The organism is Cellulomonas oligotrophica (genome assembly GCF_013409875.1).
Lineage (GTDB): Bacteria > Actinomycetota > Actinomycetes > Actinomycetales > Cellulomonadaceae > Cellulomonas > Cellulomonas oligotrophica.
Window position 1 is genome coordinate 796800 of sequence record NZ_JACCBK010000001.1, and the last position, 19290, is coordinate 816089.

20 protein-coding genes are annotated in these 19290 nt (G+C 76.9%); 5 read left to right on the forward strand and 15 right to left on the reverse strand.

Translation table 11 applies throughout. From position 1 onward, the window contains the following. Positions 1-3: 3 nt before the first annotated feature. The 5 genes from rnc to coaD form a co-directional block, all read right to left on the reverse strand. The gene (gene rnc / locus BKA21_RS03555; RefSeq protein ID WP_140458609.1) at positions 4-777 is read right to left on the reverse strand and encodes a ribonuclease III; all 774 of its coding nucleotides are present in this window, start codon (positions 775-777) and stop codon (positions 4-6) included. Positions 778-794: 17 nt separating this feature from the next. After that, the gene (rpmF, locus tag BKA21_RS03560; RefSeq protein ID WP_140458608.1) at positions 795-992 is read right to left on the reverse strand and encodes a 50S ribosomal protein L32; all 198 of its coding nucleotides are present in this window, start codon (positions 990-992) and stop codon (positions 795-797) included. Positions 993-994: 2 nt separating this feature from the next. Further along, positions 995-1570 carry a YceD family protein gene (locus BKA21_RS03565; RefSeq protein WP_140458607.1) on the reverse strand — a complete coding sequence of 192 codons (576 nt, stop codon included), beginning with the start codon at positions 1568-1570 and terminating at the stop codon, positions 995-997. 155 nt (positions 1571-1725) lie between these two features. Then, positions 1726-2250: a hypothetical protein gene (locus tag BKA21_RS03570; RefSeq protein WP_140458606.1), complete on the reverse strand. Its 525-nt coding sequence runs from the start codon at positions 2248-2250 to the stop codon at positions 1726-1728. Further along, a complete protein-coding gene (gene coaD / locus BKA21_RS03575; RefSeq protein ID WP_140458605.1) occupies positions 2247-2780 on the reverse strand; it encodes a pantetheine-phosphate adenylyltransferase in 534 nt (177 codons plus the stop codon). The genes BKA21_RS03570 and coaD overlap by 4 nt, the downstream gene beginning before the upstream one ends. Before the next feature lie 166 nt (positions 2781-2946). Between coaD and BKA21_RS03580 the strand changes: the two genes are divergently transcribed. Then, a complete protein-coding gene (locus BKA21_RS03580; protein WP_140458604.1) occupies positions 2947-3588 on the forward strand; it encodes a GNAT family N-acetyltransferase in 642 nt (213 codons plus the stop codon). Positions 3589-3623: 35 nt separating this feature from the next. Here the strand turns inward: BKA21_RS03580 and rsmD are convergent, their stop codons facing one another. The 5 genes from rsmD to BKA21_RS03605 form a co-directional block, all read right to left on the reverse strand. Further along, entirely contained in the window at positions 3624-4190 is a 567-nt protein-coding gene (rsmD, locus tag BKA21_RS03585; RefSeq protein WP_140458603.1) for a 16S rRNA (guanine(966)-N(2))-methyltransferase RsmD, read from the reverse strand. Then, complete coding sequence (locus BKA21_RS03590; RefSeq protein ID WP_140458602.1) at positions 4187-5809, reverse strand: DUF6297 family protein; 1623 nt, start codon at positions 5807-5809, stop codon at positions 4187-4189. The genes rsmD and BKA21_RS03590 overlap by 4 nt, the downstream gene beginning before the upstream one ends. Further along, positions 5806-6498: an ABC transporter ATP-binding protein gene (locus BKA21_RS03595; RefSeq protein WP_140458601.1), complete on the reverse strand. Its 693-nt coding sequence runs from the start codon at positions 6496-6498 to the stop codon at positions 5806-5808. Before BKA21_RS03595 ends, BKA21_RS03590 begins: the two co-directional genes overlap by 4 nt. Before the next feature lie 27 nt (positions 6499-6525). Beyond that, positions 6526-8787: an ATP-dependent DNA helicase RecG gene (locus BKA21_RS03600; RefSeq protein ID WP_140458600.1), complete on the reverse strand. Its 2262-nt coding sequence runs from the start codon at positions 8785-8787 to the stop codon at positions 6526-6528. Positions 8788-8899: 112 nt separating this feature from the next. Beyond that, complete coding sequence (locus tag BKA21_RS03605) at positions 8900-10534, reverse strand: DAK2 domain-containing protein (protein ID WP_140458599.1); 1635 nt, start codon at positions 10532-10534, stop codon at positions 8900-8902. A 398-nt stretch (positions 10535-10932) separates the two neighbouring features. Here BKA21_RS03605 and rpmB point away from each other — a divergent pair, with 398 nt between their 5' ends. Both rpmB and BKA21_RS03615 read left to right on the forward strand, forming a co-directional pair. After that, positions 10933-11124 (forward strand): 50S ribosomal protein L28, encoded by a 192-nt coding sequence (gene rpmB / locus BKA21_RS03610; protein ID WP_140458598.1) that lies wholly within the window; start codon positions 10933-10935, stop codon positions 11122-11124. Positions 11125-11226: 102 nt separating this feature from the next. Continuing rightward, a complete protein-coding gene (locus BKA21_RS03615; RefSeq protein ID WP_140458597.1) occupies positions 11227-11742 on the forward strand; it encodes a GNAT family N-acetyltransferase in 516 nt (171 codons plus the stop codon). Positions 11743-11811: 69 nt separating this feature from the next. Here BKA21_RS03615 and BKA21_RS03620 read toward each other — a convergent pair whose 3' ends face one another. Then, the gene (locus BKA21_RS03620; RefSeq protein WP_140458596.1) at positions 11812-12786 is read right to left on the reverse strand and encodes a thiamine-phosphate kinase; all 975 of its coding nucleotides are present in this window, start codon (positions 12784-12786) and stop codon (positions 11812-11814) included. Between the two features lie 54 nt (positions 12787-12840). Here BKA21_RS03620 and BKA21_RS03625 point away from each other — a divergent pair, with 54 nt between their 5' ends. Next, positions 12841-13341, forward strand: coding sequence for a DUF3515 family protein (locus BKA21_RS03625; RefSeq protein ID WP_140458595.1), 501 nt, complete (start codon positions 12841-12843; stop codon positions 13339-13341). 18 nt (positions 13342-13359) lie between these two features. Here BKA21_RS03625 and BKA21_RS03630 read toward each other — a convergent pair whose 3' ends face one another. Beyond that, entirely contained in the window at positions 13360-14520 is a 1161-nt protein-coding gene (locus tag BKA21_RS03630; protein WP_140458594.1) for a D-alanine--D-alanine ligase family protein, read from the reverse strand. 94 nt (positions 14521-14614) lie between these two features. Between BKA21_RS03630 and BKA21_RS03635 the strand changes: the two genes are divergently transcribed. Continuing rightward, positions 14615-15814, forward strand: a complete 1200-nt coding sequence (locus BKA21_RS03635) for a trans-sulfuration enzyme family protein (protein ID WP_239073007.1) — start codon at positions 14615-14617, stop codon at positions 15812-15814. 97 nt (positions 15815-15911) lie between these two features. On the opposite strand, the gene BKA21_RS03640 is transcribed toward BKA21_RS03635, so the two are convergent. Genes BKA21_RS03640 through murA form a run of 3 tightly spaced genes read right to left on the reverse strand, consistent with a single transcriptional unit; the run spans position 15912 to position 19099 of the window. Next, positions 15912-16925 carry an NAD(P)H-dependent glycerol-3-phosphate dehydrogenase gene (locus BKA21_RS03640; protein ID WP_140459157.1) on the reverse strand — a complete coding sequence of 338 codons (1014 nt, stop codon included), beginning with the start codon at positions 16923-16925 and terminating at the stop codon, positions 15912-15914. Positions 16926-16942: 17 nt separating this feature from the next. After that, on the reverse strand, positions 16943-17722 hold the full coding sequence (locus BKA21_RS03645) for a lysophospholipid acyltransferase family protein (protein WP_140458592.1): 780 nt from the start codon (positions 17720-17722) through the stop codon (positions 16943-16945). Positions 17723-17767: 45 nt separating this feature from the next. Next, positions 17768-19099 carry a UDP-N-acetylglucosamine 1-carboxyvinyltransferase gene (gene murA, locus BKA21_RS03650; RefSeq protein ID WP_179625306.1) on the reverse strand — a complete coding sequence of 444 codons (1332 nt, stop codon included), beginning with the start codon at positions 19097-19099 and terminating at the stop codon, positions 17768-17770. Positions 19100-19290: the final 191 nt, after the last annotated feature.

Here is a 19290-nt window from a genome sequence, read left to right on the forward strand (position 1 = left end):
GGGTCAGGCCGGGGCGGGCCCGGAGGAGCCGTCGACGACCCGCTCGGGCGCGACGTCGCGCAGCAGCACCAGCTCGGCGTACGCGGCGGAGGCCGCCTCCTGCTCGGCGAGCTTCTTGGCCGACCCCGTGCCGGTGCCCCGAGCCTTGCCGCCGACGACGGCGTGCGCGGTGAACGTCCGGGCGTGGTCGGGGCCCTCGCCCGTGACGTCGTAGGAGGGCGCGCCGAGGCCGAGCTCGGCGGACAGCTCCTGCAGGGACGTCTTCCAGTCCAGCCCGGCGCCGAGGTCGGCCGCCGCCTCCAGGGTGGGGCTGACCAGGCGGGCGACCAGCTCGCGCGCGGTCTCGAGCCCGTGCGCCAGGTACACGGCGCCGAACAGGGCCTCGAGGGTGTCGGACAGGATCGAGTCCTTGTCCGCGCCACCCGTCGCGAGCTCGCCCTTGCCGAGCAGCACGTAGCCGCCGAGGTCGAGGACCCGTGCCACACGGGCCAGCGCGCGCTGCGACACGGTCGCCGCCCGCATCTTCGCCAGGTCACCCTCGGACTGGCCGGGGTGCTCGCGGTACAGGTGCTCGGTCACCACGAGCCCGAGGACGGTGTCGCCCAGGAACTCGAGGCGTTCGTTCGTCGGGATGCCGCCCGCCTCGTGCGCGAACGACCGGTGGGTCAGCGCCAGCACGAGAAGCTCGGGGTCCAGCTGGACCCCGAGCTTCTCGAGGAGCGAGTCGGCCGCCGTCCGTGCGCCGGGAGCCGCGGGGGCCCCGTCGTTGTCGGTCATCACGCCGGCCGCGAGGGTCAGAGCGCCTCGTGCTCGCTGCGCACGGCCTCCGCGTAGCGGCGGCCGGCGTACGCGCCGCACGACGGGCACGCCGTGTGGGGGCGCGCCGCGCTCTTGCACTGCGGGCAGGTGGTGAGCGTCGTGGCAGTGGTCTTCCACTGCGAGCGACGCGCACGGGTGTTGCTGCGCGACATCTTGCGCTTCGGAACCGCCACGGTCAGCTCTCTTCCTTCTCGTCGTCCATGCTCAGCAGGCCGCCCAGAGCGGCCCACCGGGGGTCGAGCACCTCGTGCGAGTGCCCGGGGTCGTCGTCCAGTCGTGCACCGCACTCGGTGCACAGGCCCGCACAGTCCTGCCGGCACAGGGGCCGGAAGGGCAGCACGGGCACGACGGTGTCTCGCAGCGCGGGCTCGAGGTCGATCAGATCGCCCTCCATCTCGCGCACGTCCTGCTCCTCGTCGCCGTTCTGCACCGCGACCTGAGCTCGCTCAGGGTAGACGAACAGCTCCTGCAGCATCACGTCGACGTCCTCGACGACCTGCTCCAGGCACCGCACGCACTCCCCGACCGCTCGGCCGTGGATCGTGCCGGAGACCAGGACCCCCTCCATGACGGCCTCGAGCCGGAGGTCCAGCTCGACGTCGTCCCCGGAGGGGATGCCGATCATGCCGCTGCCGAGCTCGTCGGGCGCAGGAACCGTCCGCTGCACCGTCCGCGTCGATCCCGGACGTCGACCGAGCTCGTGAGTCTCGAGCACGAACGGCGAGCGGGGATCGAGGTGGGCTGGGCGCACGGTCCGGTCCCCTCGTGTGGTGCTGGTGGAGCTGATCTGCGTCAGCCGAGCTCGGCCCACGCCACGAATCGGCAGGACCAACCGTCGACTCTACGTCACCGAGCGCCCGTCGCCCAAACCGGCGGACGACCCGGCGGACGGCCGTCCAGGCGGCCTCAGGACCCGGCGGGCGGCTGCAGGCGCCCGGCGAGCTTCGCCCGCCCCGCCTGCACCTGGCTGAGGACCTTGCCGAGGTCGATCTCGAAGTCCGCCAGCCGGCGGTCGCAGTAGTCGTCCGCCTCGCGGCGCAGCCGCTGGGCGGTCTCCTCGGCCTCGGCCACCAGGTGCGCGGCCCGGGCCTGCGCCTCGTGCACCACGGCCTCCTGCTCCACGAGCGCCGCGGCCCGCGCCCGGGCGTCGTCCAGCACCGCCTCGGCCTCGGCGTGCGCGGCCCGCCGCGCCGCGTCGGCGTCGGCCAGCACCTCGTCGGCCCGCTCGAGCTGCGCCGGCAGGGCCTCGCGCACCTGCTCGACCAGCTCGAGGATCTCGGCCCGGTTGACCAGGACGGACGACGACATCGGCATCGCCCGCGCCACGACCACCGCCTGCTCGATCGCGTCGAGGACGCCCCCGACGCCCTCCGTGCGTCCCGGCCCGTCCTCGCCGCGCTGCTGCGCGGCCCCCGTCGGCTCCTGCGTCATCGTCCGTCCCCTCCCCTGCGCGCCCCGGCGTCGGCCGGACCGCGCTGCTGTCCCTGCGCCGCGAGCGCGCGGCGCACCGCCGCGGCCACGGGGGCGGGCACGAGGTCCTCGATCGGGCCACCGTGCCGCGCCACGTCCTTGACCAGCGAGGACGCGATGTGCGACAGCGCCGGGTCGCCGAGCACGAACACCGTCTCGACCCCCGACAGGTGCCGGTTCATCAGCGCCATCGGCACCTCGGCGTCGACGTCCGCACCGCCGCGCAGGCCCTTGACGACCGCGCAGGCACCCAGCTCGCGCACCGCGTCCGCCAGCAGCCCCGACGTGGCCAGGACCCGCACCCCGTCGACGTCCGCGAGCGCCCCGGCCGCGAGCTCGACGCGCTCGTCGACGTCGAGGAGCGCCCGCTTGGCGGCGTTGTGCGCGACGACGACCACGACCTCGTCGAACATCGTCCGGGCACGCCGCACGACGTCGACGTGGCCGAGCGTCAGCGGGTCGAACGAGCCCGGGCACACCGCGATCCTCACGCCTGCCAACCTACGTCACGGCACCCGGCACGCCGGCGCACCGCACCGCCGGGGAGCGGCCGTGCCGACGTCCGCGCGCGACCCACCCGCCCTGCGGCGCGGGTCCAGCGCCCCACGTGCGGCGGTGGACCCCGCCGGGCGTGCGTGCCCGGCTAGCGTGGGCGCCGTGAGCCACCCGCGGCCCGCCACGGGCGCCGACCTGCCGGCGATGCGCACCGTGTGCGCGCTGGCGTACCGGGAGAACCCGCTGATGCGCTGGGTGCTGCCCGACGCCGCGACCCGCGACGACGCGTGCGCCGCGTGGCTGGGCCCCGCGCTTGAGCGGTACGTCGCCGCGGGCCGCGTCGACGTGGTCGAGGAGGGCGGCGAGGTCGTGGCCCTGGCGGCGTGGCGGCCCGTCGGCGCCGACCTGCGGGCCGGCACCGGCGCAGCGGCGCTGCCCCGGCCCGCCGGGGTGCTCGCCGCCCTCGTCGGGCCGGGGCGTGCCGCCGAGGTCCTGCAGGCCCTGGCGGGTGCCGCACCGCACGCCCCGCGGCCCGCCGGGCCCTACCTCAACTACCTCGCGGTGCACCCCGCCGCCCAGGGGCGGGGCCTGGGGTCGACGCTCGTCCGGCACGGGCTCGGCGCGCTCGACGCCGACGCCGGAGCCACGGACGGGGCGCCGTGGCTCGGGACGACCGACCCCGCCAACCACGCGTTCTACGGCCGGCTCGGGTTCCGCACGGTCGCGGAGGTCGCGCTGGACCCGATCGGCGAGGACGGGCCCGTGCTCGCCGTGATGCACGGCGCGCGGCGCGCTCCCGGCTGAGCCCGCCCGTGCCGGCGCGGCGGTCCGCGGCCGCCCTACGCGTCGGGGACCGGCTCGGCGAACCAGACCTGGGTCTCGCCGTAGCGGCGGTCGCCGAAGGGCACGAGGGTCGCGGGCCAGCGCGGGTCGGCGGACCGCGCGGACCGCTCGACGACGACGACGGCGCCGGGCGCGACGTGGCGGGCGACCTGCTCGAGGTCGTCCGCGAGCGCGTCGTCGGGCAGGTCGTAGGGCGGGTCGAGGAGGACGAGGTCGAAGGCGTCGGCGCCGTCGGGACGTCGCACGAGGTAGCGGTCGACCCGGTCGGCGACGACCTCCGTGCGCGCCTGCAGGCCGAGGGCGCGGGCGTTGCGCCGGCAGGCCTCGACGGCGGCGCGGGCCTGGTCGACGAGGACGACGTGGTCGGCGCCGCGGCTGGCGGCCTCCAGGCCGAGGGCGCCCGAGCCGGCGTACAGGTCGAGGACGCGGGCGCCGTCGACGGCGTCGAGGTGCTCGAGCCGCGAGAACAGGGCCTCGCGCACGCGCTCGCTGGTGGGCCGGGTGCCGGACGACGGGACGACGAGCGTGCGGCCGCCGGCCGTGCCCGCGACGATCCGGGTCACCGCGGGGCCGCCTTGTCGGGGTCGTCGAGCATGCGCTCGTACCAGGGCCGCTCGTGGGTGGACGATCCGACGACCACCGCGACGACGGACAGCACCAGCTGGACGCTCGCGAGCACGGGCGGGGCGGCCTGCAGGGCGACCGCCACCCACAGGGGCAGCAGGCAGAGCGCCACGAGGTCGGGGCCGCGCACCAGGACGGCCATGACGCCGGGCGGCAGGGCGCCGAACGGTGTGGCGATGAGGGGTCCCGACCAGTCCGGGGACGGCCGGTAGGCGGCGCGCACGGCGGCGGCGGCCCACACCGGCGTGCTCGCGACGGCGAGGACCAGCCAGTCGAGCGGGGCGCCGGCCCACCGGCCGACCGCGCCGAGCACGACGAGGGACCACACGAGCATCACGGCCGCGGGGACGACCATGCGCAGCCGGCGCACGTCGCGGGCGTCCAGCGGCAGGAGCGCGTCGAGGACGGGGGCGATCTGCGCCCAACGGGCACCCTCGCCGGCGCCGCTGGCGGCGACCCACCCGCCGACGACCACGGCGAGGAGCACCCCGGCGGGGCTCGCCAGCTGCGGCACCACGGTCGCGAGCACGGGCAGCAGCAGGGCCACGACGATCTGCACGACGTGCCGGGACGAGCGGCGCAGCAGCACGAGGTCGGCCGTGACCAGCGCCGACGCGGGCCCCCGGACGGTGCGCAGCCGGGACACCCACGGACGGGCCCGCGGGGCGACGCCGGCGCCGAGCGCCCGGCCGAGCTCGCGCGAGTCGAGCGAGACGACGGCGCCGAGCGCCTGGGACGTCACCGACCCGGCCTCGCGCAGCGTCCGGGCGGGCACGTCGTCGAGGCGGCGGTCGACGACCACGGCGCACGCCGCGACGAGGAGCGCGCCGGCGAGGACGACGCCCGCGCCCGGGGTGGGCAGGTCCGCTGGGGCGACGCCGGTCACCACGAGCAGCACCGCGGCGACCGGTGCGGCCAGGACGAGGAGGTCGCCGGTGAGCGCAGCCGCACGCCGTGGCGCTCCGAGCGTCTGCGCCAGCCCGGCCGCCAGCACGACCCCCGCGGCGACGACGGCCCCCGCGAGCGCAGCCCGGGCCAGCGGAGCGCCGGCCCGCTCGAGCATGCCGGCCTCGAGCACGAGCACGACGAGCGCCCCGACCCCGGCGGCGAGCAGCGGCAGGCGCCGGGCCGTCGGGCGCAGCAGCCCGCGGCGTCCCACCGGCAGGTCGAGCCACCAGCTCGCCTCGGGCCCGCCGAGACCCACGGGCCCGAGGCGTCCTGCGAGCGACAGCAGGGCGCCGACCGCGGCGACCAGCAGCACGCCGACCAGGACCGGCAGGCTCAGCCCGCCGGGAGCCTGGACGTCGGGCGCGGGCGGGAGCGCGTCGCGCAACTGCCGGACCGTGCCCCCCGTGATCAGCGCGGCGATGCCGACGGCCACGACGGCCTCGTAGAGGTCCTGGAGCAGGGCACCGGCGCGCGCGCCCGACCGTCCGCGCGCGGCCCGGGCGGTGAACCGGCGGATCTCCCGGGCCGTCGGCACCTCGCCGAGGTCGAAGTCGCCGACGACGGGGTCGTCGGCGGCGGGTTCGTCGGCGGCGTGGGGAGGGGCCGTCACAGCACCGCCCGACCGATCCGCCGGGCGGCCTCGTCGGGGTCGACGACCTCGCTGACGGTCTCGCCGACGTGCACGGCGGCGTCGCACACCTCGGCGACCAGCTCGGGGTCGTGGGTGGCGAGCAGGACCGCGCCGCCGGCGGCGCGCTCGTCGCGCAGGCGGGCCGCGAGCCGGTCGCGCATGCGCCGGTCGAGGCGCTGCTCGGGCTCGTCGAGGACCAGCAGCGAGCGGGGCCGCACGAAGCCGGCGGCCAGCAGGAGCCGGCGCCGCTGGCCCGAGGACAGCGTCACGGGCAGCGCCCGGGCGTGCTCGGCCAGCCCGAACTCGTCGAGGACCTCGGCGACGACGTCGTGGGCCCCCAGCACGCCGTGCCCGCGCGCCGTGAGGTAGAGGTGCTCGGCGACGGTCAGCGCGGGGAAGTACGCGTCGTCGTCGAGGACGCCCGCGACCTCGCGCCGGTGCCGGGCCGAGCGCTCGTCGACGGGGCGCCCCAGGACCTCGACGGTGCCCGCGGCCGGCACGAGCAGGCCGAGGACCGCCCGCAGCACCGTGGACTTGCCCGAGCCGTTGGCGCCCACGAGCGCGACGGCCCCGCCCGCGGCGAGCTCGAACGACACGGGCGCGCAGACCGGCTCCCCGCCGTACCCGACGGACACGTCACGCAGGAGCACGGGCGGGGGTGTGACCATGCGCGCCAGGGTAGCCGCGCACCGGTGTCAGGCCCGGTCGAGGAACTCGTCCCGCTCCCCCGTCAGCGACTCCTCGATCGCCGCGACGAGCGTCGGCCACGTGGCGAGCGTCATGTCCTGCCCGACGAGCGCCCGCGCGTCGGCACGGGCCCGGTCGATGACGTCGGCGTCGCGCGTGACCCGCAGCAGCCGCAACGAGCTGGTGCGGCCGTGCTGCGCGGCGCCCAGGACGTCGCCCTCGTGCCGCAGCTCCAGGTCGAGGGCCGCGAGGGCGAACCCGTCGGTCGTGCTCGCGAGCGTCTCCAGGCGGGCGTGCGCGTCGGTGCCCGGCACGGCCCGGCTGACGAGCAGGCACAGGCCCGGCCGCCCTCCGCGCCCCACCCGGCCGCGCAGCTGGTGCAGCTGGGAGATGCCGAACCGGTCCGCGTCGAGCACGACCATGACGGTCGCGTCCGGCACGTCGACGCCGACCTCGACGACGGTCGTCGAGACCAGCACGGGCGAGGCGCCGGACGCGAACGCGGCGAACGCGGCGTCCTTCTCCTCCGGAGGCATCCGCCCGTGCAGCACGCCGATGCCGAGGCCCGCGAGCTCGGGGCGTGCGCGGAGCTCGTCGACGACCTCCAGCACGGCGCGCAGCGGCGGGCGGGTGCCGGCTCCGCCGGGCGACCCGACGGTCCCGGCGACCGCGGCGAGCAGGTCGGCACCGTCCTCGTCGTCGTCGGCCTGCGCGGACCCGCCGGGCACGTCGTCCGGCTCGATGCGCGGGCACACGACGTACGCGCGCCCGCCGCCGTCGACCTCCTCCCGGACGCGCTGCCACGTGCGGTCGGTCCACCGGGCGTTGCCGGCGGGCACGTGGTGGGTGGTGATGCCCGCGCGCCCGGCCGGGAGCTCGTCGAGCACGGACGTCTCGAGGTCGCCGAACACCGTCATCGCGACGGTGCGCGGGATCGGCGTGGCCGTCATGACGAGGGTGTGCGGCGTGCGCCCGGCCTTGGCGCGCAGCGCGTCGCGCTGCTCGACGCCGAACCGGTGCTGCTCGTCGACCACGACGAGCCCGAGGTCGGCGAACTGCACGTGCTCCGCGAGCAGCGCGTGCGTGCCCACGACGATGCCCGCGCGCCCGCCGGCGGCGTCGAGCAGGCTCGCCCGGCGGGCCGCGGCCGGCAGCGAGCCCGTGAGCAGCGCGATGCGGGTGGCCTGCTCGGCGCCGTCGAGCGTGCCCGCCTCGGCCAGGTCGCCCAGCAGGCCGCGCAGCGTGCGGGCGTGCTGCGCGGCCAGGACCTCCGTCGGCGCGAGCAGCGCCGCCTGCCCGCCGGCGTCGACGACCTGGAGCATCGCGCGCAGCGCCACGACCGTCTTGCCCGACCCGACGTCGCCCTGCAGCAGCCGCTGCATCGGCCGCGGCGCGGCGAGCTCGGCCGCGACCTCCTCGCCGACCCTGCGCTGCCCCGGGGTCAGCGTGAACGGCAGGCGCGCGTCGAAGGCGTCGAGCAGCCCGCCCGTCCGCGGCGGGCGCGCCACGGCCTCCTCCTGCTCGACGCGCGCACGTCGGCGCGCGAGCTCGGCCTGCAGGACCAGCGCCTCCTCGTAGCGCAGGCGCTCGCGGCCGCGCCGCCAGCCGGCCTCGTCGGGCGGCACGTGCACGAGCCGCAGGGCCTCCAGCAGCGTCGGCAGGCCGTCGCGGGCACGCAGGTCGGCCGGCACCGGGTCGGGCACGTCGGCCTCGGTCAGCGGGTCGAGCACCTGGCGGACGGCCTTGGCCACCTTCCACGACTCGAACCCCGCGAACGCCGGGTACACGGGGATGGGCCGCTCGGCCTCGTCGAGCGCGACGTCCTCCTCGTGCGGGTCGTCGTCCGTGGTGAACAGGCGGCACTCGGGGTGCATGAGCTGGGTCGTGCCGCGGTACAGCGAGACGACACCGGTGAACAGCCCGCGCCGGCCGGCCCGCAGCTGCTCCTCGCGCCACTCCAGCCGGCGTCGGCTCGCGGCGAAGAACGTCAGCTCGAGGCGGCTCGTGCCGTCGGTGATCGTCGACTGCAGCAACCCCTTGCCGTTGCCCGTCGTGCGCAGGGACGTGCGGACGACCTCGGCCACGACCGTGACGTGCTCGCCCACCCCGAGCGCGGACATGTCGGTCAGCGTGGCGGCCTCGGCGTAGCGCCGCGGGTAGTGCCGCAGCAGGTCACCGACCGTGTGCAGGCCCAGCTTCGCCAGCGCCTTGCCGGTGCGCGCCCCCGTGGCGCGGTCGAGCCGCACCCCCAGCGCGTCGCTGCTCAGCATGGGTCCTCCGTCCGGGCCCCGCGGGCCCTCGTCCACCTGCGTCGTCCACCTGGTCGCCCACCCGTGGCGTCCACCTGGTCGCCCACCCGCGTCGCCCGGCGTCGGGGCGACGTCAGTCCAGCCCAGCCCACCACGCCGCACCCACAGCAGGCCCGGCGAGCGCGACGTCGAGACCGTCACGCTCGAGCTCGCGCACCGCGGCGGCGGCGTCCGCGGCCGTCCACCCCGTGCCGTGCAGCAGCGTGACGGCCTGACCCTCGGGGTTCGCCGCGCGCAGGCGCCGGACGGCCGCGACCACGGCCGCGGCCACCGTTCGCGCGCCCGGACCCCCGTCCCGGCGCGCGTCGCGCCCCGCCTCATGGCTCGTCTCCTGGCCCGTCTCCTGGCTCGACTCCTGCTCGGCGCTCGACGACGTGGCGTGCAGGCGCGCGAGCGCCTCCCGGGCGGCGGCACCGCCGTGGTCACGACCGCCCGCGAGCAGCGCGAGGCACGCGACCGCGGCCGTCCCGTCGTCCGGCACGGGCAGCAGGTCCAGCCGCACGCCGTCGGCCGTGACCGGGCCGAGACCCGCGGGGACGTCCACGCCGACCACCACGACGGACGCCGCGTGCGTGTCCGCCGCGGCCCGCCCGACCTGCTCGTCCAACCCGTCGACGACGGCCCCGGACCCGCGGACCACCGTCACGGCACCGGCCGTCGCGAACCACGCGGCCATGCCGGGCGACGGGGTGACGACCACCAGCCCCGGGTCGGCGGGCGGCAGGTCCAGGCGCCGCACGACGGCCTGCACGACCCGGCGGTCGGGGACCACGGCCAGCGCGGCGGCGGGGTCGTCGGTGTGCACGTGACCGTGCCGGAGCGCGCCGGCGTCGGCGACCGCGACGGAGTCCCCGACGCGCGCGAGCGCGAGCGCGAGGTCGTCCTCGACGCCCGCGTCGTCCGCCCGGTCCCCGGCCCGGTGGTGGGCCGGGTGGTCGTCGGGCTGGTCGACGGGCTGGTCGTCGGGGCGGACCAGGAGCATCACCTCGAACGCGCCGCCGGTGACGCCCGCTCCGCCGGGCACGGCAGCCGTGCCCGGCGCGGGCAGCCAGGCCAGGTCGAGCTCGTCCGGTCGGGGCGCACGCCCCTCGCGCAGCACGTGGGCGAGCACGTCGAGGACGACGAGCAGCGCGCACGCACCGGCGTCGACGACGCGGGCGTCGCGCAGCACGTCGAGGGCGGCCGACGTGCGCGCCAGCCCCTCGCGCGCGGCGGCCAGGGCGCGGATCAGGGCCCGCGCGGCGTCGGGTCCGTCGGAGCGTGCGACCCGGTCCGCGACCTCGCGGGCCACCGTGAGCACGGTGCCGTCGCGCGGGTCGGGCACGGCCCGGCGCGCGGCGTCCGCGGCCCGCCCCAGCGCGGCGCCGAGCCGCTGCGGCGCGGTGCGCGCGTCGGACCCGTCGCCGTCGAGGCCGGCCGCGAAGCCCCGCAGCCACTGCCCGAGGATGATCCCGGAGTTGCCGCGCGCCGCCCGGGAGGCGCCGTCGGCCAGGGCCCCGCAGACGCCGGCCACGGACGCCGCCGGGTCCAGCAGGTGCACGGCTGCGGCCCCGCCGGCCAGCGTGAGTGCCACGTTCGTGCCGGTGTCGGCGTCGGGGACGGGGAAGACGTTCACGGCGTCGATCCGCTCGCGCGCGGCACGGGCGGCGGCGAGCGAGCCGTCGGCCCAGGCCCGCGCGCCGGCGGCGTCCCACGGCCACGCGTGCACGCGGTCCCCTCTCGTCGGTCGGCCCCGGCCGCGTCCGCGGCGGGCGGCGGGCGACGACGGGGCGCACGCCTCCGCCGGGGCGCCCGTGAGCCGCCCGGGGCGGGGACCATGGTGCCTCGTCGCACGCGGCCGTGGGTGCCGACCGCGGGTCGGCGTGGGCCACGTGCCGGTGGTCCGGGGCACCGAGTTGGGGCGCGCTGCGACGATGGGCTAGTCTTGCCCGGTTGCCCGGAACGCCTCGGGCTTCCCCCGACTCAGTGTCGTCGCACTCCGACGCCCGTCGTGGACGCGCCTGCCCCGGCCCCGGCCGGGCGTCGACCGCGTCCGCCGGCGCGCCAGGTGAACGCGAACGACCCGGGCCGACAGGCCCGCGCCAGACCAGAACACAGGAGAAGACCGTGGCTGCCAACTGCGACGTCTGCGCCAAGCGCCCGAGCTTCGGGCACAGCATCTCGCACTCGCACGTGCGGACGAAGCGCCGCTGGAACCCCAACATCCAGCGCGTGCGCGTCGTCGTCGCCGGGACGCCGAAGCGTCTGAACGTGTGCACGTCGTGCCTCAAGGCCGGCAAGGTCACCCGCGCCGTCTGACCCGTGACGCGCCGCGAGGCGCACCACGCACCGCACGAAGGCCCGCGAGGCGACGTCTCGCGGGCCTTAGTGCTGCCCGCGACCTTGTGGCAGGGTGATCGCATGGTCGAGCACGAGGACGTCACGATCCGCCCCGCCACGGCTGACGACGCCGCGGCGATCGCCGAGGTGCACGTGCGCTCGTGGCAGGAGGCGTACGCGGGCATCGTCCCCGCCGAGCACCTGTCCGGCCTCGACGCCCGCGCGCGCACGCCGCAGTGGGCGGAGATGCTGCGCACCGGACCCGACGACCACGTGCGCACCCTGGTCGCGCAGCGCGGACCCGCGGTGCTGGGGTTCGCCTCCTACGGGCCGCCGCGCGACGAGGACGCCCGACGCGGCGACCGGGAGATCTACTCCATCTACCTCGACCCCGGCACCTGGGGCCGCGGCGTCGCCCGTGACCTCATGCGCTCGGTGATCGACGAGACCCGTGCCCCGCTCACCCTGTGGGTGCTCGCCGCCAACGAGCGGGCCCGGCACTTCTACCGGCGGCACGGCTTCCAGCCCGACGGGGTCGAGCGGCTCGAGCAGGTCGGCGGCACGGACCTGCTCGAGGTCCGCTACCGCCGCGGCTGACCGGTACCGGACGACGAGCCGGCGGCCGGTCGGCCCGCGGCGCGCGGGGCGGTGGGTGGGGGGCGGGGCTCAGGCCCGGAAGTGGTCCCACCCCGACGTGCCGACGGCTGGCCGCGCGCCCTCGACGAGCACGTCCGTCGCGGCCCGGGCCAGCACCCGTCCGACCGGGACGAACGGGGCGGGCAGCGCGGCCCCGGCCGGGAACGTCGCGAGCAGCCCGTGGTCCTCGCCGCCCGCGAGCAGCCACTCCCGCACGTCGACGCCCAGCAGGTCGGCCGCGGGAGCCAGACGCCGGGCGTCGTCGTCGAACGCCACGCACGGGTCCGCGAGGTCGAGCGTGACCCCGCTGGCCCGGGCCAGCCGCCCCGCGTCGCGCAGCAGCCCGTCGGAGACGTCCATCAGGGCGGTCGCGCCGGCGCGTGCCGCGTCCACGCCGGCCGTGAGCGGAGGGCAGGGCACCCGGAACGCGTCGACCAGCGCGTCGTCCGCCCCGCCCTGCCCCGCCAGCAGCAGCGCCAGCCCCGCGGCGGACCACCCGCGCCGCCCCGCGTGCGCGACGACGTCCCCCGCCCGGGCACCCGACCGCAGCACGGGCGCACGTCCCTCGAGGTCGCCGAACGCGGTCACCGCGACCATCAGCGCCGGCCCCGACGACAGGTCGCCGCCGACCACGCCGGCACCGTGCGGACGGCACCCGTCGCCCAGGCCGGCGGCCAGCGCCTCCACCCACGCGACCGGCGTCGTCGGGGGCATCACGAGCCCGACGACCAGCGCGGTCGGGCGTGCGCCCATGGCCGCGACGTCCGCGAGGTTCTGCGCCGCCGCCCGCAGGCCCACCTGGTGCCCGGTCGACCAGGCGCGGCGGAAGTGCACGTCCTCGACCAGCACGTCGCACGTGACGACCGTGCGCCCGTCGGGGGTCGCGACCACGGCCGCGTCGTCGCCCGGCGGCACGAGGGTCGCGTCGCCGACCGGCAGGTGCGGGAAGATCCGTGCGAGCAGCTCCTGCTCGTCGAGGTCGGCGACGGTCGGCTCAGCGGGCACCCGCACACGCTAGACGGTTCCGGGCGGCGTCGTGCCCGGCGGTACCGTGGCGCCATGCCCTCCCCCGCACCCGCACCGTCGTCCGCGCGCCCGGGGACCGGCCCGCTCGTGGGCGCCCTCCTCGTCGCCGCGCTGACGGGCTGCGCCGCCGTCGTGCCGGTCGAGGCGGGCCCGGAGGCGACGGACCCGACGTGCGCGTCCGTGGTGCTCGCGACCCCCGAGGAGCTCGGCGACGGGCTCGAGCGGGTCGGCACCGACGCCCAGGCGACGACCGCGTGGGGCGAGCCCCGCGCCGCCGTCGTGCTGCGGTGCGGCGTCGAGCCGCTCGGTCCGACGACAGACCGGTGCGAGTCGGTGACGACACCGTCGGGCCCGACGATCGACTGGGTGGTCGTCGAGGAGGAGGACGGGGACTGGCGCTTCACGACCTACGGGCGCGTGCCCGCCGTCGAGCTGCTCGTCCCGCAGGAGGTCACGCAGGAGCGGTCGACGTCGTTCGTCGACCTGCTCGGGCCTGCCGTCGCCCTGACCGAGGAGCAGCGCCGCTGCCTGTGAGGCCGGCGCCGCCGCTGCTCAGCGCAGCCCGGTGGGCCGCTCGAGCGCGAGCTGGAGGAGCTCGTCGACCAGCGTCGCGTAGTCCACGCCCGACGCCTGCCACATCCGCGGGTACATCGAGTACGGCGTGAACCCGGGCATCGTGTTCACCTCGTTCACGACGACCTCGTCGTCCGGGGTGACGAACACGTCGACGCGGGCCAGACCCTCGCACCCGAGCGCCTCGAACGAGCGCACCGCGACGTCCTGCACGGCCGCCACGACGCCCGCGGGCAGGTCGGCCGGGCACGACAGCGTCACGCCCGACTCGTCGAGGTACTTGGCCTCGAAGTCGTAGAACGCGTGCCGCGGGTCGGTGACGACGATCTCGCCCGGCACGGACGCGCGCGGCGGGGCGCCGCGGCGGCCGCCGAGCACTCCGCACTCGACCTCGCGCCCGACGATGCCCGCCTCGACGACGACCTTCGGGTCGTGCCGGCGTGCCTCCGCGACCGCCTCCGGCAGCTGGGCGAGGTCCGTCACCCGCGTGATCCCCAGCGAGGACCCCGCGCGCGCAGGCTTGACGAACAGCGGCAGCCCGAGCCCGGCGACCAGCGCCTCGAGCGAGGCGGGGTCCGCGGGCGCGGACGGCAGGAGCACCCGGTACGGGCCGACCGGCAGGCCGGCCCCGACCAGGACGGTCTTCATCACGTGCTTGTCCATGCCGACCGCCGACGCGAGCACCCCCGAGCCCACGTACCGCACGTCGGCGAGCTCGAGCAGGCCCTGCAGGGTGCCGTCCTCGCCGAACGGGCCGTGCAGCAGCGGCAGGACGACGTCGACCGCCCCGAGCGTGCGGGCCACCTGGCCGCGCTCGACGACCTGCACGTCGCGGTCGACCGTGCCCTGCGGCAGCACGACCCGCGAGGCGGTGTCGAGCACCTCGGGCAGCCGGCCGTCCGTGATGGCCCACCGCGCCGGGTCGTCGTCGGCCAGGACCCACTGCCCCTCACGCGTGATCCCGACGGCCACCACGTCGTACCGGGTGCGGTCGACGGCGGCCAGCACCCCGCCCGCGGTGGCGCAGCTGATCGCGTGCTCGCCGGACCGGCCGCCGAACAGCACCATCACGCGAGGTCGGCGTCCACCGCCCCCGCTCGCGTCGCTCGGGTCGGTCAGGGGGGTCCGGGTGGCGTCCATCGGGATGGGACCCTACCCCGCCGCCGGACCGTGCGGGCACGGTCCGGCGGCCCTGTGCACGGACCGTGGGCACCCGGGACTAGCCTCGGTGGTCGTGAGCGCAGCAGACCACCCGCACCCCACGTCCCCGGCCACCCTCGCGGTGACCGCCGGCCGCCCGCCGCGCACGCCCGGCGGCCCGGTCAACCCCCCGGTGGTGCTCTCCTCGACGTACGTGTCCCAGGGCCCCCCGACACCGGGCGAGCTGCTGTACGCACGGTCCGGCACCGAGACGTGGGAGCCCTTCGAGGCCGCCGTCGCCGCGCTGGAGCGCGCCGGCCACGCCGCCGCGGGCCTGCCGACGGCCGGGCCGCCGGCCGTCGTCCTCGCCTCCGGGATGGCCGCGATCGACGCGGTGCTCGCGCTCGTGCCCGTCGGCGGACGCGTCGTCGTGCCGCAGTTCGCGTACCAGGTCACGCTCGTGCTCCTCGACGAGCTCGCCGCCCAGGGCCGCCTGGCCGTGGACCGCGTCGACGTCGCCGACACCGCCGCGGTGCGCGCCGCGCTGCGGGGCGACGCCGGTGCGCCCGCCGCGGCGATGCTGTGGGTCGAGTCGCCGACCAACCCCATGCTGGAGGTCGCGGACGTGCCGGCGCTCGTGCAGGCCGCCCACGAGGTCGGGGCGCTCGCGGTCGTGGACAGCACGTTCGCCACGCCGCTCGGCCAGCGCCCCCTCGCCGCGGGTGCCGACGTCGTCGTGCACTCGGCGACCAAGTACCTCGCGGGCCACTCCGACGTCGTGCTCGGCGTCGTGGTGACCGACGACCCGGCGCTGCACGCCCGCGTCGTCGGGCACCGCACGACCCACGGCGCCGTCGCCGGTCCCTGGGAGGTCTGGCTCGCGCTGCGCGGCCTACGCACCCTGGCGCTGCGCGTCGAGCGCTCGCAGGCCACCGCCGCCGCGCTCGCGGCCCGGCTGGCCGCGCACCCTGCGGTGGTGCAGGTGCGGCACCCGAGCCTGCCCGACGACCCCGGGCACGCGCGGGCGTCCGCGCTGATGGACGGGTACGGCTCGATCATCGGGGTGCGCCCGCGCGGAGGCGTCGCGGCTGCCGACGCGGTCGTCGCGGCCGTGCGCCTGTGGCTGCCGGCCACGAGCCTGGGCGGCGTCGAGTCCTCGCTCGAGCGGCGCCGCCGCTTCGCGACGGAGTCGCCCGGCGTGCCGGAGGACCTGCTGCGCCTGTCGGTGGGCGTCGAGGACGTCGAGGACCTGTGGGACGACCTCGACCAGGCGCTGCGCACGGCCACGGCCTGAGCCGTCCGTCGCGCGCTCGCGGCGCCCGTCCGCGCCCGCCGTGCGTGCTGCCCCGTCCGTGCCGGCCCGTCCGAGCCCTGCGGGGCGCGGGCGGGGGTCACACCTCGACGGGGAGCACGCCCTCCGCCTTGTGGGGCCGCGCCAGCAGCAGGCCCGCCATCGCGTCCACGGGCAGCCCCTCGTGCAGCACCCGCACCACCGCCGACGTGATCGGCATGTCCACGCCGAGCGACGTCGCGAGCTCGAGGACCGAGCGGCTCGACTTGACGCCCTCCGCGGTCCCCCCGGTCGCGGCGAGGGCCTCGTCGAGGGACATCCCCCGGCCGACGTGCACGCCGAGGGTGTGGTTGCGCGAGTCGGGGGACGCGCAGGTGGCCATGAGGTCGCCCATGCCCGCCAGGCCGGGGAACGTCGCCGCGTCGGCGCCCAGCGCCAGGCCCAGCCGCGTGATCTCGACCAGGCCCCGCGTGATGACCGTGGCCATCGTGTTGTAGCCCATGCCGCGACCCTGCGAGATCCCGACCGCGAGCGCGATGACGTTCTTCACGGCCCCGCACAGCTCGACGCCCACGACGTCGGGGTTGGTGTAGGGGCGGAAGTATCCCGACGCGCACGCGCGGGCCACGAGCCGTGCGGTCGCGTCGCTGGTCGAGGCGACCACCGTCGCGGTGGGCTGCCGCTCGGCGATCTCGCGGGCGAGGTTCGGCCCGGAGAGCACCGCGACCCGGTCGGCGTCGATCCGCAGGGACTGGGCGACGACCTCGCTCATGCGCTGGTCGGTGTCGAGCTCGACGCCCTTCATGAGGGACACCACGACCGCGTGCGGCTCGAGCGCGTCGGCCAGCGGTCCCAGCACGGCCCGTGCCCGCTGGGACGGCACCGCCACGGCGACCACGTCCGCGCCCGCGAGGGCGGCACGCGGGTCGGTCGTCGCCGTGACGCCTGCAGGCAGCTGCACGCCCGGCAGGTAGGCGCTGTTGCGCCCCTCGGCGACGATCTCGTCGACGGTGGCGGCGTCCCGCCCCCACACGGTCACGGCGCAGCCGGCGTCGGCCATCACCGCGGCGAACGTGGTGCCCCAGCTGCCCGCGCCGAGGACGGCCGCCCGCAGCGGGCGCTCCGGCCCGCTCACGGGGCGACCTGACCGTCGGTGCCGGCCGCGGGCGCGTCGGGCCCGGCCGCGTCCCGGGGCGCCTGCGGCGGACGTCGACGCATGTCGAAGCGCTGGGCCGGGGCCTGCTCCCCGCGGACGTCCTCGAGCAGGGTCGTGATCGCAGCCATGACGCGCTCGGTGGCCTCGCGCAGCGTCGCGGAGTCCTGCGGGCGGTCGTAGAGGTCGTCGAGGTCCACGGGAGGCCCGGCCACGACGGTCACCCGCTTGCGGGGGAACGGCTTGAGGACCTTGCCGTAGCGGGCGAGGAGGTCCTGCGGACCCCACTGCGCGATCGGCACGACGGGTGCCCGGGTGGTCAGGGCGAGGCGTGCGACGCCGGTGCGCCCCACCATCGGCCACAGGTCGGGGTCGCGCGTGAGCGTGCCCTCCGGGAAGACCGCGACGCACTCGCCCGCCTCGATGGCGGAGACGGCCGAGCGCAGGGACTCCCCCGCCGCGGCGGACTCGCGGTGCACGGGGATCTGCTCCGTCGCCCGCAGCACGGGGCCGAGCACCGGCACCCGGAAGAGCGAGGCCTTGGCCAGGATCCGCGGGACGTGGCCGTGGTCCCACAGGTAGTGCGCGAGGGTGAGGGGGTCGACCTCGGTCATGTGGTTCGACGCGGCGAGGAACCCGCGGTCGGACGGCAGGTGCTCCCCGCCGCTCCAGTGCTGGCGGGTGGTGGCCCGCAGGAACGGACGGATGATCCGTGCGACGTTCCGGTAGGCACGGTTGGAGCGCGAGGGCGACGGCACGGGACCCGATGGTAGCCGGGTGCGTGCCGCCGCCCGCGCGGGGGCTCAGCGCTGGTCGGTGTGCTCGCGGCTGAACTGCGCCCCGAGGGCCTCGAGCTTCTCCGTGAAGTGCTCGTAGCCGCGGTCGATGAGGCTGATTCCGCGCACGGCCGACGTGCCCTTGGCCGCGAGGGCCGCGATGAGGTGGCTGAACCCGCCGCGCAGGTCGGGCACCTCGATCTCGGCCGCGGACAGCGGCGTGGGCCCGGAGATGACGGCCGAGTGGTAGAAGTTGCGCTGCCCGAACCGGCAGGGCCGCCCGCCCAGGCACTCCTTGTAGACCTGGATGGTCGCCCCCATGCCGACGAGCGCGTCGACGAACCCGAACCGGTTCTCGTAGACGGTCTCGTGCACGATCGACAGACCGCGCGCCTGGGTGAGCGCGACGACCAGCGGCTGCTGCCAGTCGGTCATGAACCCGGGGTGCACGTCGGTCTCGAGCTGGATCGAGCGCAGGTCGCCGCCCGGGTGGTAGAACCGGATGCCCTCGTCGCTGATCGCGAACTCGCCGCCGACCTTGCGGAACGTGTTGAGGAACGTCGTCATCTCCGGCTGCGTCGCCCCGCGCACGAAGATGTCGCCGCCGGTGGCCAGGGCTGCCGACGCCCACGACGCCGCCTCGATCCGGTCGGCGAGGGCCGTGTGCTGGAACCCGACGAGCCGCTCGACGCCCTCGATCCGGATGACCCGGTCGGTGTCGACCGAGATGATCGCGCCCATCTTCTGCAGGACGTTGATGAGGTCCATGATCTCGGGCTCGATGGCCGCGTTCGCCAGCTCGGTGATGCCCTCGGCCCGCACGGCCGTGAGCAGCAGCTGCTCCGTGGCCCCGACGCTGGGGTACGGCAGCGCGATCTTGGTGCCCTGGAGGCGGTGCGGCGCCCGGATGTGGATGCCGTTGTGCGTCTTGTCCACGACGGCACCGAACTGGCGCAGGATGTCGAGGTGGTAGTTGATCGGCCGGTCGCCGATCCGGCAGCCGCCCAGGTCCGGGATGAACGCCTCGCCGAGCCGGTGCAGCAGCGGGCCGCAGAACAGGATCGGGATGCGGCTCGACCCGGCGTGGGCGTCGATGTCGGCCACGTGCGCGGACTCCACGTCCGTCGGGTCGAGGCGCAGCGTGCCGGCCGCGGCGTCCGCGTCGACGCGCACGCCGTGCAGCTCCAGCAGGCCGGTGACGACGCCGACGTCGCGGATCTGCGGGACGTTCCGCAGCTCGCTCGGGGTCTCGCCCAGCAGCGCGGCCACCATCGCCTTGGAGACGAAGTTCTTGGCACCGCGCACGGTGATCTCGCCGCGCAGCGGGTTGCCACCGTCGACGTACAGCAGGTCGCTCATGCTCACATGCTCCCCTACGTGGCCGGTCCCGGACGCCACGACGCCCGTCCGGCGGTCGGTTCTCGCACAACTCTCACATGTGGCACCCAGGTGACGCAGGGACGTGCGTCCCGCACCTGCGACCCGCGGCGCCGTGGGATGAACCGTCCGGAACGCCCGGTTTCTTCCCGTGACCTGGACCGGCGCCCCCG

Bases quoted from the DNA above. Each gene is read 5' to 3' on its own strand.
- rnc (WP_140458609.1), bottom strand. From the start codon at position 777: ATGACCGACAACGACGGGGCCCCCGCGGCTCCCGGCGCACGGACGGCG.
- BKA21_RS03630 (WP_140458594.1), bottom strand. From the start codon at position 14,520: ATGGACGCCACCCGGACCCCCCTGACCGACCCGAGCGACGCGAGCGGG.
- BKA21_RS03625 (WP_140458595.1), top strand. From the start codon at position 12,841: ATGCCCTCCCCCGCACCCGCACCGTCGTCCGCGCGCCCGGGGACCGGC.
- BKA21_RS03600 (WP_140458600.1), bottom strand. From the start codon at position 8,787: ATGCTGAGCAGCGACGCGCTGGGGGTGCGGCTCGACCGCGCCACGGGG.
- murA (WP_179625306.1), bottom strand. From the start codon at position 19,099: ATGAGCGACCTGCTGTACGTCGACGGTGGCAACCCGCTGCGCGGCGAG.
- BKA21_RS03615 (WP_140458597.1), top strand. From the start codon at position 11,227: ATGGTCGAGCACGAGGACGTCACGATCCGCCCCGCCACGGCTGACGAC.
- BKA21_RS03595 (WP_140458601.1), bottom strand. From the start codon at position 6,498: ATGGTCACACCCCCGCCCGTGCTCCTGCGTGACGTGTCCGTCGGGTAC.
- BKA21_RS03570 (WP_140458606.1), bottom strand. From the start codon at position 2,250: ATGACGCAGGAGCCGACGGGGGCCGCGCAGCAGCGCGGCGAGGACGGG.